The organism is Acinetobacter sp. BEC1-S18-ESBL-01 (assembly GCF_014169935.1).
Lineage (GTDB): Bacteria > Pseudomonadota > Gammaproteobacteria > Pseudomonadales > Moraxellaceae > Acinetobacter > Acinetobacter pittii.
The window spans coordinates 1,172,442-1,190,805 of sequence record NZ_AP022302.1 but is presented as its reverse complement, the minus strand read 5'-3'; the positions used below and the strand labels follow the sequence as shown (position 1 = coordinate 1,190,805).

The 18,364-nt window shown below is 40.1% G+C and carries 12 protein-coding genes; 6 read left to right on the top strand and 6 right to left on the bottom strand.

Going from position 1 to position 18,364, the window contains the following annotated elements; all coding sequences use genetic code 11:
• Nucleotides 1-265: 265 nt before the first annotated feature.
• Nucleotides 266-850 (top strand): anthranilate synthase component II, encoded by a 585-nt coding sequence (locus H7R46_RS05510; protein WP_005068099.1) that lies wholly within the window; start codon nt 266-268, stop codon nt 848-850.
• A gap of 97 nt (nt 851-947) precedes the next feature.
• On the opposite strand, the gene H7R46_RS05505 is transcribed toward H7R46_RS05510, so the two are convergent.
• Nucleotides 948-3,719 (bottom strand): M1 family metallopeptidase, encoded by a 2,772-nt coding sequence (locus H7R46_RS05505; protein ID WP_080631069.1) that lies wholly within the window; start codon nt 3,717-3,719, stop codon nt 948-950.
• A gap of 7 nt (nt 3,720-3,726) precedes the next feature.
• On the bottom strand, nt 3,727-6,459 hold the full coding sequence (locus H7R46_RS05500) for a TonB-dependent receptor plug domain-containing protein (protein WP_005068092.1): 2,733 nt from the start codon (nt 6,457-6,459) through the stop codon (nt 3,727-3,729).
• Nucleotides 6,460-6,816: 357 nt separating this feature from the next.
• On the opposite strand from H7R46_RS05500, the gene trpD reads away from it, so the two are divergent.
• Genes trpD through H7R46_RS05485 form a run of 3 tightly spaced genes read left to right on the top strand, consistent with a single transcriptional unit; the run spans nt 6,817 to nt 9,387 of the window.
• Nucleotides 6,817-7,866: an anthranilate phosphoribosyltransferase gene (gene trpD / locus H7R46_RS05495; RefSeq protein ID WP_080631172.1), complete on the top strand. Its 1,050-nt coding sequence runs from the start codon at nt 6,817-6,819 to the stop codon at nt 7,864-7,866.
• Between the two features lie 9 nt (nt 7,867-7,875).
• Entirely contained in the window at nt 7,876-8,682 is an 807-nt protein-coding gene (trpC, locus tag H7R46_RS05490) for an indole-3-glycerol phosphate synthase TrpC (RefSeq protein WP_005068087.1), read from the top strand.
• Between the two features lie 9 nt (nt 8,683-8,691).
• Entirely contained in the window at nt 8,692-9,387 is a 696-nt protein-coding gene (locus H7R46_RS05485; RefSeq protein ID WP_005068085.1) for a Smr/MutS family protein, read from the top strand.
• Nucleotides 9,388-9,397: 10 nt separating this feature from the next.
• On the opposite strand, the gene xdhC is transcribed toward H7R46_RS05485, so the two are convergent.
• The 3 genes from xdhC to xdhA are packed head-to-tail and all read right to left on the bottom strand — an operon-like array spanning nt 9,398 to nt 14,264.
• Entirely contained in the window at nt 9,398-10,381 is a 984-nt protein-coding gene (xdhC, locus tag H7R46_RS05480; RefSeq protein WP_005068082.1) for a xanthine dehydrogenase accessory protein XdhC, read from the bottom strand.
• 6 nt (nt 10,382-10,387) lie between these two features.
• Nucleotides 10,388-12,763: a xanthine dehydrogenase molybdopterin binding subunit gene (gene xdhB, locus H7R46_RS05475; RefSeq protein ID WP_005068080.1), complete on the bottom strand. Its 2,376-nt coding sequence runs from the start codon at nt 12,761-12,763 to the stop codon at nt 10,388-10,390.
• A 1-nt stretch (nt 12,764) separates the two neighbouring features.
• Nucleotides 12,765-14,264, bottom strand: a complete 1,500-nt coding sequence (xdhA, locus tag H7R46_RS05470) for a xanthine dehydrogenase small subunit (protein ID WP_005068077.1) — start codon at nt 14,262-14,264, stop codon at nt 12,765-12,767.
• Nucleotides 14,265-14,525: 261 nt separating this feature from the next.
• On the opposite strand from xdhA, the gene folE reads away from it, so the two are divergent.
• Both folE and H7R46_RS05460 read left to right on the top strand, forming a co-directional pair.
• On the top strand, nt 14,526-15,074 hold the full coding sequence (gene folE / locus H7R46_RS05465; protein ID WP_002118643.1) for a GTP cyclohydrolase I FolE: 549 nt from the start codon (nt 14,526-14,528) through the stop codon (nt 15,072-15,074).
• A 160-nt stretch (nt 15,075-15,234) separates the two neighbouring features.
• The gene (locus H7R46_RS05460; protein ID WP_005068074.1) at nt 15,235-16,386 is read left to right on the top strand and encodes an extended-spectrum class C beta-lactamase ADC-132; all 1,152 of its coding nucleotides are present in this window, start codon (nt 15,235-15,237) and stop codon (nt 16,384-16,386) included.
• A gap of 67 nt (nt 16,387-16,453) precedes the next feature.
• Here H7R46_RS05460 and H7R46_RS05455 read toward each other — a convergent pair whose 3' ends face one another.
• On the bottom strand, nt 16,454-18,346 hold the full coding sequence (locus H7R46_RS05455) for a DUF4105 domain-containing protein (protein ID WP_025469795.1): 1,893 nt from the start codon (nt 18,344-18,346) through the stop codon (nt 16,454-16,456).
• Nucleotides 18,347-18,364: the final 18 nt, after the last annotated feature.

Here is an 18,364-nt window from a genome sequence, read left to right as displayed (position 1 = left end):
TTTTTATTTCCAATAGAAGCTTATTCTGCCTAATTTGTACTTATCTGTAATTTTAAAAAGCTCCCCTTCACAAAGCCTTTTTTCTGCAAATTTCTAACGAATGAAATAGTTAAACTGGTTACTTCTTTTTTTGTTATATTAGCCGTTTAGAAAGCGGCTTTTTATTTGATCAAATAAAAGTACTTTTTAAAAAGTGAGTAACATTTTGAGTAATACTCTAGTCACTTATTAAATATATATTAACTATCATGAGGTTAAGTTCATCATGCTTCTAATGATCGACAATTACGACTCTTTTACCTACAACATCGTCCAGTATTTTGGCGAGTTGAATCAGGAAGTAAAAGTAGTTCGCAATGATCAAGTCACATTAGAGGATATTGAACGATGGCAACCAAAATATCTTGTGATTGGTCCTGGCCCTTGCTCTCCAAGTGAAGCAGGTATTTCAATTCCTGCAATTAATCATTTTGCCGGAAAAATTCCTTTGCTTGGCGTGTGTTTAGGGCATCAAAGTATTGGGCAAGCTTTTGGCGGAAAAATTGTAAGAGCCAAAACGGTGATGCACGGGCGTTTATCTGATATGTACCACAACAATAAGGGTATTTTCAGTAATCTTCCTAGCCCATTCTCGGCAACTCGCTATCATTCTTTGGTGATTGATCAGCAAACACTGCCTGATTGCCTTGAAGTAACGTGCTGGACTAATGAAGCAGATGGCTCAATAGAAGAAATCATGGGTGTTAAACATAAGACATTGCCTGTTGAAGGCGTGCAGTTCCATCCTGAATCAATCTTGAGTCAGCATGGCCATCAAATCTTTAAAAACTTTTTAGAGATCTACGCATAAGCCAGCCGTAAATAGATTGTTTTAAAAGTAATTTGATAAGAATCCTTAATAAAAAAAGCCAACTACGATCAGTTGGCTTTTTTTATGGCTGAATCAATTACAACTTTAACTGCTGCACAATCGATCCATCTTGTTTTGCCACCAAAGATTCGCAGAGTTGAATACGTTCTTTGGTTTGTTTCAATCCTCTTTCAACCCCGACCAATTCTTTAGTTCGTGGTGCAAAAAAGTCATTTAACTGTGCCGCTTTTTGTTGGCTACATGCTGCTCCACTGAACATTGCAGGAAAACGCCCAGCCGAAGATTTACCTAAACGATCAAACACGGCGTCATGATTTACCTTAAACCAAGACCATAAGCCACCTTGTTCATCTCCATAATTATTGATGGAGTTAATCACGGTATGAACTTCACCGACTTTAACACGAGGGTTCAAAATCAACTGATGTGCTTGTTGGCGTGTTGCTTCTTGGTTTGCTGAACCCAAAGCTGTAAGTATTGCAAGACGTTGTGTCGGTTGAGTCACGCGTTGTAGCTCTCCAGATAAACGATCAAAAGCTAGTTGACCTTTTTCTTGTACACGTACAGCCAAAATAGTTGGCAATAATTCAGGTGTTACTTGCGCAAAATTAAGCTGCTTTTGAGCAAAGAGAGCATCTGACTGTTTTAACAGTTGTGTACGAACTTCTGAAACTTGAATATCTAAAGCAAGAAATCTAACCAACTCACTACGCCATAAACTGTCTTCAGCTGGTTCACCTGTTTTGCTGACATAACCCAACTGATTTAATTTAGGTAAATATAAATTAGCTAAGACTTTTCTAAAATGTTCACGTTCAGCTTCTGTTTTCAATACATGACGATAAATCGTACTTAACTGGGAAAACAGCGCTGTACTAATTTGTCGGCTATTTGAATTGGCAAATTTCTTCGCAGCATCTACGACAGCCAATAAATTAATATCACCGTGGTTAAATGCCGCTGAAATCGCGTAGGCGTAAGCCAACTGTTCAGTGTTAGAAAGCTTTTCTGTAGCGGCAGTCAGACGAGTAAACTCTTTTTGTGGCAAACTAAATTGGTAATATCCTGCCGCATCTGCATTTGGTATATACCAACTGCCAAGGCTGGCACCTTTGAGTTCAATCTTGGTTTCTGCTTGGTCTACCAATTCACATTGCACTTTACTACCTGCATTTGGAACTTCATAACGTACACATAATGGTACACCCCACAGGCTTCTTGCATCACCTTTTGAGCCAACAGGTAAGTAACGGCTTTGCTTCACATTTAAAAAGACTTTATTGTCTTCTTGCTGTAATGCGGTGTTAATTAAAGGCACACCTGGTTGATCAAGAAAACTTTTCATCGCTCTAGTAAAGCGCTCACCTTGTCCAGACTGCTCTGCTAAAGCGCTAATTAAATCATTAGCTGTCGCATTACCATATTGGTGCTTATTAATATAATTGCGCACCCCTTGTTTGAATTTTTCTTCACCCAAATAGCTTTCAAACATATTTAAAACAGCTGCACCTTTTTGGTAAGTAATACCATCAAAAGCAGTTTGAATATCGGCATTACTTAAAATAGGCTGGCGAATACGGCGCACACTCACCAAGCTATCACTTTTCATCGCATCTGCAGTGTCTGTAATACGTTCTAGGTCAGCATTAAATTCGGGATGTAATTTTTGAGTAATTTTACTTTGCATCCATGTGGCAAAAGATTCATTTAGCCACAAATCATCCCACCACGGCATCGTGACGACATCACCGAACCATTGATGTGCAAGCTCATGTGCATTGACATTAAATGAATTCTGTACAAAAGAGACTGGCGAGTCCTTATCTAGCAACATCAAGTAGTCTCTAAAAGTAATTAACCCCGGGTTCTCCATTGCCCCAGCAGCAAAGTCTGGTGCTGCCAGTAAATCTAGCTTGTCAAATGGATAACCAAAGGCAAAATAATCTTCTAAAGTTTTTAAAATGGCTGGCGTTTCAGATAAGGCATGCTGCATTTTTTCAGCCTTTGCATCGGGTGCAATACCACGTAACTGGATCGGCTGCTTACGCCATGAAGTTGCACCAATATCAGGCCCTTTTTGTAATTGCCAAGGACCGACAGCCAACGCAAGTAAATAAGTGGGTAGTGGTTTAGTTTGTGCAAAACTGAGTGTTTTCCAACCTGACTTATCTGCTTGCTCAGATGTTTGTTGAGTATTGGCAAAACCTGAATATTTGCTTGGAATCGTCAAACGAATATTAAACGGCGTTTTAAAACGTGGCTCATCAAATGACGGAAATGACTGGCGTGCACTAATTGCTTCCATTTGAGTCATCACATAAGGTTTACCCTCAAACTCAATTTTATAAATACCGTCAAGTTGCTGGTCATACGCTGCATTAAAATCTAGAACGAGTTGATACTGTCCTGCGGGCAAGGTTTTGGCAAATTTAATTTTACTCACCCCATCTACCTCGGAGGCTTGCTCATATTTTGCTTTGGTTTTGACGCCCTCTGCCGATGTAATACTCACATCTTTCACCATCAAAGATTTACCATGAATCCAAATGTGATCTATGGCTTGAGCCAGCTTTAAATGAATAGTGGTTTTACCGGTATAGCCTTTTTGTGCGGGATCAATCTTAAAATCTAAATCATAAGATTCGGGTACGACCCACTCGGGTAATTTACCAATCGGGATTTGTTCACTGTTATTCGATGCAAAAATCTGTGTCGCAGATAAAGATAATAATGTTGTAAGTAGCAATCTTTTTTTAAATGAAGGCTTGACCAGCATAAGGGGTTTTATCCTCTGTTGTTTTAAATAAAAAGATGCAGCAAATGCTGTACCACTTCGCTGCATCCACACATCATTCTTAGAATTTATAGTTAAACTCCAACCAACCTTGACGGCCGAATGGTGAATATGATCCTACTGGATAATACGGCCAACCGCCCGTGTCATCTCGTTTCACTTTGTCAAACAGGTTATTAATAATGATTGAAGCAGAAGCTTTTGGAGAGATTTGATAAGTACCACTCCAGTTCACTAAATAGGTTGGGCTTAGGTAGACAGTTTGGTCACCGTTTGGAATTTTGCCATAACGATTAACTAATACTGTTGATGCCCAATCTCCGAAGCTCCAGCTGAGACTGGTATTAAAACGGTCACGCCAATCAGGAATGGTTAAATCTTTTAGGTAATCATCTTTCTCGCCATCTTTTGATTGTTGATATTCATGTTCTAGTACACGGCTATAATTTACCGTCCAGAGAAAGTTACCAAAGCTGTCTGTTTTCCAGCGCCATCTGCTAGTGAAGTCAATCCCGCGAGTATGGTCTGATGCAGCATTAATCGGAACAATATTAATATTCTTAATCACATTTGGATCGACAACTGCATTTGCAGGATTACGCTCTACACGTGCCAATGCATCAATACAGGCCGCAGAGTTAATATCTTGGTTGCCTAAACGACAATCTGCTTCTAAACGTAGAATTTTATCTTCACTTAAATTCGTCACAAGATTATCAATTTTGATATCCCAGTAATCAACGCTGATATCAAATTTATTGGTTGGTGACCAAACAAAGCCTGCACCATACGATTTACCCTCTTCAGGTTTCAATTCTTTGTTTCTGGTTAAAGTATAGTTTGCCCCAGGCGAGTAATCTTTAAAGCTACATTTATCTAAAGGTTGTCCCGTTTGGCTACAACGTAAATAATCGGTCGTACTTGCGAAATAACCTTTTTGCTTATTTAAGAACAGATAGTTCATATCTGGTGCACGAAAGCTGGTCGCGTAGTTACCGCGCACCAATAAAGTCGGATGTGGTCTAAACTCGAGACCCGAACCGAAAGTTAACTTATCAATGCTGTTATCTGACAAAGCATAACGATCATAACGTCCAGACAGGGTTAAATTTAATGGTTTCGCTAAAGGCAAGAATAATTCTGCACCAAGTGCTTGGCGTGTACGTGTGCCACTATATTCGCCACTAGAACTCGCATTATAAAACTCACCATTTTCAAGTGCCTGATCCGGCTTAATCGAAAAGCCTTGACGTCCAATTTCAGCCACAGCCGCAAGTTTGGCAGTTCCTGCAGGTAACTTAAATACGTCACCATTCGCACTTAAGGTCAAACTTTGTGCCCATGACTTATCTTTTTCTTTTGTTGTACCCGAAATACTCTCAAATTCGTTTGCTGTGAGTGGTCGACTTAAACGATCTAAATGAGGTGAATAAATAGGAATACCATCTGCATCTGTGCCAAGTTGCTGACCTAAGAAATATTCATCAACATTCGAACGTAATAAGCCTTGGCGGCGCAGCTGACTGGTATAGATGGAACCATTATAGGCCGCCTCATAACTCCAGCTCGTTTCTCCAATATCACCTCGAATTCCAAAATTTAAGTTTGAAGAAAGTTCTTTCCATTTTTTATTTACTCGCTCTACCCCGCCTAATTCTTCAGGTGCAAAACGACGATTCCAAATTTCATAATTTCCCGAATCTTGATTGAGGAAATAACCATTCGTTGCAGCTAAAGAAGTCCATGTCGGACCATGCGTATTGTTTTCAATTTGATTGGCCCCAATTAAAAAATCTGCAAATAATTGAGTTTTATCATTTAACTCATAGTCTAAACCGAGATAACCATTTTGACTGCGGTTTTGGGTTTGGACCGTCCAATAGGTTGGTCGTGCCAAACCACTAGCACAATTGTCTGCACCAGCTTGTCCTATATTACTGACTGAACCTTTGAATAAACCATTAAAGGCCTGACATCCACCAATGGAAAGATATTTTCCAGTATTGGCATTTTTACGACCTACAACCGTATCTGGTTTTTCTCCCAAACGAGTTCGGCTCGACATAAAATCTCGATCGGCTGCCCAAATCGGTTCACGGCCACTGAGTTCAACCCCATAAACAAGGCTGAGCTTGTCTAAAGTTTTACTACCACTCAGCTGTAAACGTAAGTTTTCACCGCCTTCTTTTGTTCCGCCTGCCTTAATATTAAATTGAGTACCGTCTGTTTTCTTTTTCAGAATAATATTCACCACGCCTGCGATTGCATCTGAACCATAAATTGCAGAGGCACCACCGTTTAATATTTCAATACGATCAATAATAGCGGTTGGAATATTGGCTAAATTCACGAAATTGACGGACCCATCGTATGGCACAGGATAATCTGCAACCCGATGCCCATTAATCAAAGTCAAAGTATGATTTGGTCCTAAGCCCCGTAAACTAATAGCATTAGCCGCAGGCGTAAAAGTATTTCCATAATCGGCGCCTTGTACAAAACCCGTGTTCTGCGTCAGGTTATTAAGCGCATCAAATGCATTACTAAACCCTTGTTTTTCAATATCGGCTGCGGTAATTACGGTCACACTAGTCGGGCCATCTTTTTGTGCTTTTGAAATCCGAGACCCTGTCACAGCAACACGGACTACTTTATCTGTTTTAGCTTGTTTTTGTGGTTGCTCTACAGCTTCTTGCGCATAGCTTTCTAGTGGATGAAACAGTGCAACAAATACAAAAATAAATGAGCGCTTTTTTTTTAAAGCTCCTACATATTTCAAGTTATTTAAATACATATTTATTAATAGACAAAATAAAGATCGCCCTACTATATCTACTTTTATTTGACTGATTTATACGCATTTTTCCTAGATATATTGATGTTTAAGATATACCAAATGGTTAATTATTTATCATAAAAACTCACAACAAACTAAAACCTTTTTCAATGAATAAATTCTGTTTATTAATCAAACTAAAGTAATAAACCAGCAAATTTTTTAAAACTCGTATCGAACAACAAAAATCTTTGGTTATTTTCTGCTAACATAGCTCCCCGTAGCTAGTGAAACATGGAACGCAACAAGCTGAACATCCCACTCTTGATCAACTTCACCTAAAAATTTTAATCATTAATGCTGTAAATCATGACTATGAATATCCAACAGGCGCTCAACCACATTACCAAGAACATTCATTTGACTCAGCCTCAAATGGAAGAAATTATGCGCAGCATCATGCAAGGTGAGGCAACCGAAGCACAAATTGGTGCTTTAATGATGGGCCTACGCATGAAAGGTGAAAGCATTGACGAAATGACGGCTGCTGCACGTGTCATGCGCGAATTTGCGATTAAGATCGATGTTAGCGATATCAAACATTTAGTTGATATTGTGGGTACTGGTGGTGATGGGCAAAATTTATTTAACGTCTCTACAGCGTCAAGCTTTGTCATTGCAGCAGCAGGTGCAACCATTGCAAAACATGGTAACCGTGGCGTTTCAAGTAAATCGGGTTCATCAGACCTACTTGAACAAGCAGGTATTCATCTTGATTTAGATATGCAACAAACCGAACGCTGCATCCGTGAAATGGGTGTAGGTTTCTTGTTTGCTCCAAACCATCATAAAGCCATGAAATACGCTGCTGGTCCACGTCGTGAACTTGGTATTCGAAGTATTTTTAATTTACTCGGCCCACTGACCAATCCAGCTGGTGTAAAACGCTTTGTAATTGGTGTGTTCTCCGATGAACTTTGTCGCCCAATTGCCGAAGTGATGAAACAACTTGGTGCTGAACATGTCATGGTTGTCCATTCAAAAGATGGACTTGATGAAATCAGTCTGGCAGCTCCTACTGCTATTGCCGAACTCAAAGATGGCGAAATTACTGAGTGGACGCTTAATCCTGAAGATGTGGGAATTGAGTCGCAAACTTTAAGTGGTTTGGTTGTTACTGATGCAACAGCAAGTCTAAAGTTAATTAAAGATGCTTTAAGCAAAAATAAATCCGATATTGGTGAAAAAGCAGCAAACATGATTGCGCTTAATGCAGGTGCAGGCATCTATGTGGCGGGCATTACCAAAACTTATGCTCAGGCTGTTACATTCGCTCAAGATATTATCTATGGCGGACAGGCTTTAGAAAAAATGAGTGTTTTGGCTGAATTTACCAAAACATTAAAGCAATCTCAGGCAGATTAAGGACTTCTCATGATTAATATTCAAAATACCATTTTAGGTAAAATTGTTGACCGTAAACATGAGGAACTTGCTGCGCGTTTAAAACAACGTAATTTACAAGATGTTGAAGAATTAGCGAAAGCGGCAACACCAGTTCGAGGCTTTGCAAATGCTTTGCAACATAAACGTCCGGGTGTAATTGCTGAAATTAAAAAAGCCTCTCCATCAAAAGGAATCATTCGCGCAGACTTTAATCCTGCCGAAATTGCCCAGCAATATGAACAAGCTGGAGCAGCATGTTTATCGGTACTGACTGATGTGGATTTCTTTCAGGGTGCAGATGAAAATATTGCGATTGCCCGTAATCATTGTGCCCTACCTGCTTTACGTAAAGACTTTCTGATTGACCCATATAATGTAGTTGAAGCACGTGCTTTGCATGCGGACTGTATTTTATTAATTGTTGCATGTTTGTCTGACCCGCAACTCGAAGAAATGTCTAAAACTGCGTTTGAACATCAACTTGATGTATTGGTTGAAGTTCATGACGAAGAAGAAATGGAACGCGCTTTAAAGCTTTCTGAGCAATGTTTATTAGGCGTGAATAACCGTAATTTAAAAACGTTTGATGTAGATTTAAATACATCCATTCGATTGAAAAAATTACTTCCGACCTCACGTTTACTAATTACTGAAAGCGGTATTGCTACACCAGATGATGTACATATGATGCAAGAGCATGATATTCACAGCTTCTTGGTGGGCGAAAGTTTTATGAAACAACCTAGTCCAGATCAAGCTTTTACTGCCCTTTTTGGACAACCTCAAACGGTTTAATGAAGATATATGAGTAATAAAGATTCATCGCTTTCTAAAGAGCAACAGAAGTTATTGAAGCAATTTAAAAAGCAAATCTCCAATCCTCATTCAAGCAAAATCACAAATCAGCCTGAGACTAAAAAATCTCAGGCTGAGCCTGAAGAATTGGAAGATACCCATCTGTTTCAACAGGCTGTTGCAGGTGTTAAACGCATCAACAATAGCAATGTTGCCGATGTAAAAACACCTCGTGCCAGAAAAGTCGACGCACAAACGTTAGCGAAACGGGCAGCTGCCGAAGGTGGTCGTGACACCGAACATGCCGAGCTATCAGATACACAAGCTGCTTTAAATCCAGTCGCAAGCCAAGCAACGTTAAGCTATCGCATTGCGACTCTGCAACATAAGGTTTTTGAAGACTTAAAAGCAGGCAAAATGCGTTGGTTTGAAGCTGTAGATTTACACGGCTGTACTATTGAACAAGCACGTGACGCAGTTTTACAAATCATCCAGATGGCAAAAGATGAAAATCAAAATGTCATCAAAATTGTGCATGGTAAAGGCCCTGAAGCGGTCTTAAAAACATATGTCAACGGATGGTTACGTCAACACCGCGATGTTTTGGCCTTCGTAAGTGCTCCAGAAAATCAAGGTGGCACAGGTGCTGTTCTTGTACTGCTTAAACGTGCAGAAAAAAATCCTAAGTTCGAACAAAAAAAATGATCCTTTGGGATCATTTTTTTACATCAAATACTTGTAATAATTGAGCAACTACTGCAATGGCAATCATTGCAGGTTGTTTCGATGAAATCCCTTCTATCCCGATCGGGCAAACCAAACGTTGCAAAGTTTCCGGAGTATAACCTCGCACCTGCATGCGTTTTTCAAAAATAGCCCTTTTACTTTTTGAGCCAATCATCCCAACATAAGCAAATGGTTTTGCCGTAGGTTTTAAGGCTGAAAAACATAGTTGCAAATCTAATTGATGGTCATGAGTTAATATTAAAATTGCGCCTGAACGGTCAAAATGCTCGATCTCGGCTTCTAAGGTATCAGTCGTTATACAGTGCACCTGTTGCAGTAAATCGGATGGAAAAATATCATCACGTGGATCAATCCATTTCACCCGAACACCAATAGGTAATAAACAACGGACAATTGCTTCACCCACATGCCCTGCACCACAAATCAGTACTTGCATGGCATAAGGCTGAATTTGCTGGCTAAATTGCCATTGCTCACTACTGTCAGAATCAAACTCGAAACTTGGTTGTTGCTTCATATCCATAGTCTGCCAAGTGGATGCATATTGATGTGAGACGGTACGCGATATACGCTTTCCAACTCGCCATGCTTGCAAACTCACGGATAAATCCGATGTGACCGTAGCGGGTGATATTTTTTCAAACAATAACCACATTACTCCGCCACAACACTGCCCTAACCGAGCACTGAGGTTAAAGCGTTCAATACGCCTCACACTAGTTTCCGTTTCTTTTAACATTGCTTTAGCAATATCAATCGCCTGAAACTCTAAATGCCCGCCGCCGATCGTATCTGACTGCTGCCATTGCTGTTGCAAATTAAACCGCAACAACATGGATGCACCAACCTCTCGCGGTGTAGAACCATCAGCGCGGACTACTGTGACCAATACCATAGGCAGAGCATCAACTTGCCACGCTACAAAATCAGTCCACCATTGTAAATGTTGCATAATCTTCTACATTTTAGCCTGTGGGCGAGCAGCCAAAGCTTGTCCCCATCCAATAGCAATTGCACGTAAAATTTCTTCGGCAGTTGCTGGAGCATTGAGCACTAGCGGAGCTTTTTCGGGAATAGCCGCCTGTACCGCCTGACGAATTGCAGAGAAAACAGATAATGCCAACATAAATGGGGGTTCACCTACCGCTTTGGAGCGGTAAATGGTGTCTGCCTGATTTTGATTATTGAACAGTTTGACATTAAAAATATGAGGAATATCTACACTGGTCGGGATTTTATAAGTTGAAGGCGCATGGGTAAACAAACGGCCTGCGTGTGGTCCATGCGGCTGCCAATACAGCTCTTCTGTCGTAAGCCATCCCATCCCTTGAACAAAACCACCTTCAATTTGCCCAATATCAATTGCAGGGTTAATCGACCGTCCTACATCATGCAAAATGTCAGCACGTAATACTTTCATTTCCCCTGTTAAGGTATCTATTGCGACCTCACTGACTGCTGCACCATAGGCATAATAGAAAAATGGACGCCCCAAATGGTTGACCTGATCATAGTGAATTTCTGGCGTTTTATAAAAACCGCTGTCCCATAGCTGTACACGTGCCATATATGCCCGTTGAACCAAATCTGGAAATGTCCATGAGTGACCATTCGCTGTTGAAACCATACTATCTTCAAACTGGACTTGCCCTGCGTCACTGTCGCTTATGTCTGCTGCAAGTTTTGCCAGACGCTCACGAATTTTAATACAGGCATTTTGAACAGCTTTACCATTTAAATCCGCGCCACTCGATGCTGCAGTTGCCGAAGTATTTGGCACACGAGAAGTATCGGTTGCAATTAAACGAACGCTATCGATTGGTAAACCCAACTCATGCGCAGCAACCTGACATACTTTGGTATATAGCCCCTGTCCCATTTCCGTACCGCCATGGGTAATAGAAACAGTACCATCCATGTAGACATAGACCAGTGCACCTGCCTGATTGTAATGCACGGCGTTAAACGAAATACCAAACATTAATGGGGTTAACGCAATACCACGCTTAATGATGTCATTGTTCTGATTAAAGGCCTGAATAGCCTGTTTGCGTTTCGCATAATCGCTAGTCTGCAATAATTCAGCTACCAATTTTGGCGCAACATTATCACGGACTTCTGCCCCATAGTGCATACGGTCACGTCCTGCACCGGGCTGTTCGGCAAAGAAATTACGCTGGCGGATTTCAACCGGATCACAACCTAAATAACGAGCAATGTCATCAATAATATTTTCGATGACAAACATGCCTTGCGGTCCACCAAAACCACGGTATGCGGTATTAGAAACAGTATTGGTTTTACAACGTAAGTTACGTAGCTCAACTGCATTTAGATAATAGGCATTGCCAATATGGCAAATCGCACGTTCATTCACTGGCCCAGAAAGATCAGCCGAAAAACCGCAGTTTGAAGCCAGTTGTACCTTTAAGCCTTGCAGAACACCACTGTCATCAAAAGCTACAGACCACTCATAAGCAAAACCGTGACGTTTGCCTGTAGCACTCATGTCATCATCACGATCCAAGCGTAATTTACACGGACGACCTGTTTTTTTCGCTGCCAAAGATGCAATGCATGCCCACTGCGCCGACTGTGACTCTTTACCGCCAAAACCTCCACCCATACGGCGGCTTTCCACACTCACCTGATGCATATTCATGCCTAGTGCATGACAAATCAGTAACTGCATTTCGGTTGGATGTTGCGTCGAACAATAGACTTTTAAGCTCTGATTTTCTTGTGGAATCGCATAGGAAATCTGACCTTCTAAATAAAAATGCTCTTGCCCACCCAGCTCAATAGCACCTGAAAGTTGATGGGCTGCATTTTGAAATGCTTGTTCAACTTCACCATGGCTAAATTCAACAGGCGGCAACACCCACGATTCTTTTTCAATCGCATCTTGAATCGTTAAAATTGGAGTTTCGGGCACATACTCAATTTTTGCTAAGCGAACTGCCTGACGGGCTTGTTGATAACTCTCGGCCACAACCACAAACAAGGCTTGTCCATAAAATTCGACCTGCTCCTCTGCAAAAATTGGGTCATCTTTAACAATTGGCCCCCAATTATTTTCAACCTCAATATCTTTTGCAGAAAAAACTGCATAGACACCATCAGCCTGACGTACGGCATCCAAATCAAACTTACTGATTTTGCCTTTGGCACAACTTGAAAATCCCACTGCCAAATGCATGGTATTTTCAAGCTCGGGTAAATCATCAATATAAGTTGCCTGCCCAGTCACATGTAAATGTGCACTTTCGTGTGGAATCGAATCACCTGCTTTAGCTGATTTTTTAGAAATCTTTAAGTCAATGGTTTGATTCATATTAGATCTCCACCATAGCAATCAAGTCATTAACACGAGTGATCGTTTTAGACAGGATTTTTTCTATATAAAACCGCTGTAAACAGTTTTTCGCGACGTGTAAACGATATGCCGAGCTAGCACGTCCATCATCTAAAGGTTGATAGTCTTGCGACAATGCTTCTTGTGCATGAACGATCAATTCTGTTGCAAGTTGTTGGCCTTCCAATATGGCTTCTGCATATTTTGCACGTTTGGGAATAGCAGCCATGCCACCAAAAGCAATTCTTACATTGTGAGCGACACCATCATTATCTAGCTCACATGAAATGGCTGCACATACCGCAGAAATATCTTGCTCAAATCGTTTGGCAATTTTATAGCTGGCAAATTTAAAACGCGTCTGCCCTTCACGAAGTGGAATAACAATCGTCTCAACAAACTCACCGAGCTGTAATGCTGTTTTTTGATAATCTAAATAAAAGTCTTCCAAAGCAATTTCACGGGTCTGCACACCTACACGCAAAATCAATCGTGTACCTAGCGTAATTAATGCCGGCATTGAGTCGCCAATAGGCGAACCATTGGCAATGTTTCCACCTAGAGTTCCTGCATTTTTAATCGGCATGGAAGCAAAACGGCGCTGTAATTCTTGAAAGTCAGGATAAAACTCTGAAATTTTGATGAGTGCATCACTCAAACTGACATTTGCCCCAATCGTTAAAGCATGGTCTGTGACTACAATCCTTTTCAGTTCGTCCACCTGACCAATATAAAGCATATCGCCTAAATCGCGGCCCTGCTTTGTTACCCACAAACCGACATCTGTGCTACCCGCAACAATACGCGCTTGCGGTAACCGCAAACGTAATGCGGCAAAATCCTGCAAAGTCTTTGGTGCAAAGAATTGTTGACCATGATCATTTAAATGTAATGCAGGTAATGCTTTGATTTCTTTTAATACATCAATTATTTTTTGACGGTTTAATAAAACGCGCGGATAGTCATATGCTTTTTGTGCTGCATCTAAAATAGGGCGATAGCCTGTACAACGACACAAATTTCCAGAAAGATAATCACTGATTTTATCTTTGCTTGGAGAATTTTGTTCATTTTCATACATTGACCATAACGACATGATAAAACCAGGTGTACAAAAACCGCATTGTGAACCATGCATATCAACCATCGCCTGTTGTACCGGATGAAGTGTGCCATCTTGTACAGGCAATAAGCTACGAAGGTCTTCTACTGTAAATAGGGCCTTACCATCTAAAGTGGGTAAAAACTGAATACACGCATTCACACTACGTAATTGCAGGTTGTCATTGACCAGCTCACCAATCACTACTGAACATGCACCACAATCGCCCTCAGCACAGCCCTCTTTTGTGGCGGTCTGCCTGGTCTTACCAGTTTGAATATACTCTCGCAGAAATTGTAAAACCGTCATTGTAGGTACTACATTTTCTACTTGCTGCTGACCACCACGAAAAAAGAAGGTGATTGGACGTTCTAACATGTTTTATCCTTATGCTTTATAATAATGCTTCTGTGCAAATATGATGCCATTACGCGATCATTTAGAACCTATCAACATTAAATACACATTTGACGTTCAAACTCTTGACTATTAACGATAAAAAACATGAAATTTATTCATCTTTTATTAAGCTCGCACAAAACCAAAATAAATATAGTGTGAGGATTTATGAACATCAGGTCATGTTTCTGATACAATGCCGAGCTTGTCTAATAGAGTAAATTTATACGTCTTATGTCAATGCAGCAATCGTACGCAAATATCCTGACTGCCGTCGGTGAAGATCTTGATCGTCCCGGCCTTAAAGATACGCCTGTGCGTGCGGCTAAAGCTTTTTCATATTTAACTTCTGGCTATAGTAAAACTTTAGAAGAAGTCACCAATAATGCTGTTTTCCCATCAGATAACCATGAAATGGTATTGGTGAAGAATATTGAATTCTATTCGCTTTGCGAACATCATCTCCTCCCATTCTACGGTCGTGTTCATGTTGCCTATTTACCGGAAGGCAAAGTTCTTGGCTTATCTAAATTTGCACGAATTACCGAGATGTTTGCTCGCCGTTTGCAAATTCAGGAAAATCTGACTCAACAAATCGCAGAAGCTGTCGCAGAAGTGACTGGTGCTCGCGGTGTTGCTGTAGTCATCGATTCAGCACATATGTGTATGATGATGCGTGGTGTAGGTAAACAAGAATCTACAACCCGTACAGTTTCATTTGTCGGCGATTTTAAAACCGACAAAGAAGCACGCCGTGAATTTTTAAGTGCAGTACCAGAAAGCTATTAATCCGGTTTTACTGCCAAAATAAGAGCCCGACAATGTTGGGCTTTTTTTATAGCTAAACGCGATAAACTTCGATCCAATTCTATAAAACATAACAATTAAATTAGGTGATTTTTGTTATAAAAGTAGGCATCTTTCTTTTTAAATAATTTATGAGCTAATCATGCGATTTAACAAAATTTCTTGTCTACTTTTATCCCCGCTTTTTATTTTTAGTACCTCAATTTATGCGGGCAATACACCAAAAGACCAAGAAATTAAAAAACTGGTAGATCAAAACTTTAAACCTTTATTAGATAAATATGATGTGCCGGGTATGGCCGTGGGCGTTATTCAGAATAATAAAAAATATGAAACGTATTATGGTCTTCAATCTGTTCAAGATAAAAAAGCCGTAAGTAGCAGTACCATTTTTGAACTAGGTTCTGTCAGTAAATTATTTACCGCGACAGCAGGTGGATATGCAAAAAATAAAGGAAAAATCTCTTTTGACGATACGCCTGGTAAATATTGGAAAGAACTAAAAAACACACCGATTGACCAAGTTAACTTACTTCAACTCGCAACGTATACAAGTGGTAACCTTGCCTTGCAGTTCCCAGATGAAGTACAAACAGACCAACAAGTTTTAACTTTTTTCAAAGACTGGAAACCTAAAAACCCAATCGGTGAATACAGACAATATTCAAATCCAAGTATTGGCCTATTTGGAAAAGTTGTTGCTTTGTCTATGAATAAACCTTTCGACCAAGTCTTAGAAAAAACAATTTTTCCGGGCCTTGGCTTAAAACATAGCTATGTAAATGTACCGAAGAACCAGATGCAAAACTATGCTTTTGGCTATAATCAAGAAAATCAGCCAATTCGTGTTAACCCTGGTCCGCTAGATGCTCCAGCATACGGCGTCAAATCGACACTACCCGATATGCTTAAGTTTATTAATGCCAACCTAAATCCACAAAAATATCCAGCAGATATTCAACGTGCAATTAATGAAACACATCAAGGTTTCTATCAAGTCGGCATCATGTATCAAGCATTAGGTTGGGAAGAATTTTCTTATCCAGCGCCTTTACAAACTTTATTAGACAGTAATTCAGAACAAATTGTGATGAAGCCTAATAAAGTGACTGCCATTTCAAAAGAACCTTCAGTTAAGATGTTCCACAAAACTGGTTCAACCAATGGTTTCGGAACTTATGTCGTGTTCATTCCTAAAGAAAATATTGGCTTAGTCATGTTAACCAATAAACGTATTCCAAATGAAGAACGCATTAAGGCAGCGTATGCCGTGTTAAATGGAATAAAGAAATAATCGTCTTGCCTAAACACAAAAAAGAGAAATGAATAATATCATTTCTCTTTTTTTATGCACTTATTCTTTAAAAGAACCAAACATATCCTAGACTTGATTTCATCCAGTCCTGATGGTTTTGTTGTTCATAATCCCAATTTAAACGAACGGCATTATTGCGATTAATCACATATTGCCACTGAGTATTTACTCTCAAATTCCATTGGTTTTGATCTTTCCAATATGGCAATTCAATTTGCACCACAGAGTTGAAACGCTCAAACCATTGATTGATACAACCTAAAGTTGGCCCCATACCTACGCGCCACCCTTTATCTAGATTTGAACCTGTTTGTACGTAGGTCTGTACTTGTCCATAGCAAATATGCTTTCGCCCATAGTCTGCAAGACTGTAACCGACCTGAGCATTAAAGCTTGCTACGCCGTGTTGTTTGTCTTCACTAAAGCTTCCATCATGAATAGCTTCTTGACGCCAACCTAAGTTAAAACCCCAACTCAGTGGTGTTTTAAATGGTTGAATCGGGTTATAAGAGTTCACTTCTAACAGATCAAGACGTTCTAGTTTTAAATGGTCATCTCGCCACTGTGCATTACCATTTAAAAATAGTAATTGAGTACCTGCACGATAGCCTCCTTGAGGATCTATTAAATCATGATAGGCTTGGCGATGACCAAGTTCGATAAACTTATCGCCTTGAACCTCACCAGCTTTTAATGAAAGATTACGTGCGTTATGGCCTTGAGTCGGCTCCTTTGTTGGTCTTTTTGGTTCTTGACGTTGCTTATCTAAATCAATCTGACTTCTGAGTGCTAAAAGCTGACGTAACTGCGGCTGAGCAATGCTTTCTTCAACTTTACGACCAATAAACTGTAGATATAAATCATCGTAAGCCATCTCGAGGATTTTAGCCTGATCCTGCTCAGTAAATGATTTTAAAATCTGAGAAGACTGCTGTATAGGCAGCATCGCAATTTGATGAGCCACCTTCGCCAGTGAGGCGCCATGCTGATGAGCTTGGGCCAATAATTGGGTTTCTAAAGCAGGTCGATATACAGGAGCTTTGGTGAGCCCCTGCTGCTGCATCGATTTAATGGTTTCCATTGGAATCGATGCATAGGTGAATTTCTCTTGCAAGTTAGATTCAGGTTTTACTAAATCCACTAACCCCAACAATCGATAGGCACAGTTATCACTCACAAAATAATAAGGAAAGCTCACATGTTGCATTTCCCAAATATGGCTTACTAAAAACCGAGTTTCTTCAGGTGATAGATTTAACTCATATTCCCACAAATCGCGGCTTTCAAAATCACCATACTCTTTTACCTTACGATAATAAGGCATCAATGAATATTCGCCTGGATACTGCCCCGTTAAACCTTTCCATGCATATGACCAGTTGTCGTTGCCTGCCACAGTTGCTGCATAGTTTACGGCGTAAGAGACAAGGTTTAACTGCTGTTGATCTTTTGGGTCCAAACGCAATAACGTATGACCAAACATTGAGCTAGGATTGCCCATAAAATCGGTCGCATAAATTAAGGTCGCTTTATGAGGCTTAATCTGCCCAATCCAGTTTTCAAATTCGGTACACTTTACTTGAGGCAATTCATTTTCTTGAATGCCGACTTTTTGCATGAGCCATTGACTACGTGCCGGAAACTTACAACGAATCGACTGATTATCTTGAGCAGGCACAAATAATGCTGAAATGTCAGCTTTTAGTTCTTCTTTTAAGTTATTTTTTCCATTTTCTGATAAGAAATAGCCAGAATAAGTAACCTCACTTTTCTGATTTTTATTGGCATACATCAGCCTTTGCCATGTAATGTCTTGATCTAGATTTTGTTGTTCTGCAATTGACCAATATTTTTGAATAGATGGATTTATATCTGCTGAATAAGCAATATTCACTGCCAGAGAGGCAAAAACTAAAACAACTGACTTCATTAAGCTCATCAATTTTTATCATTAAAT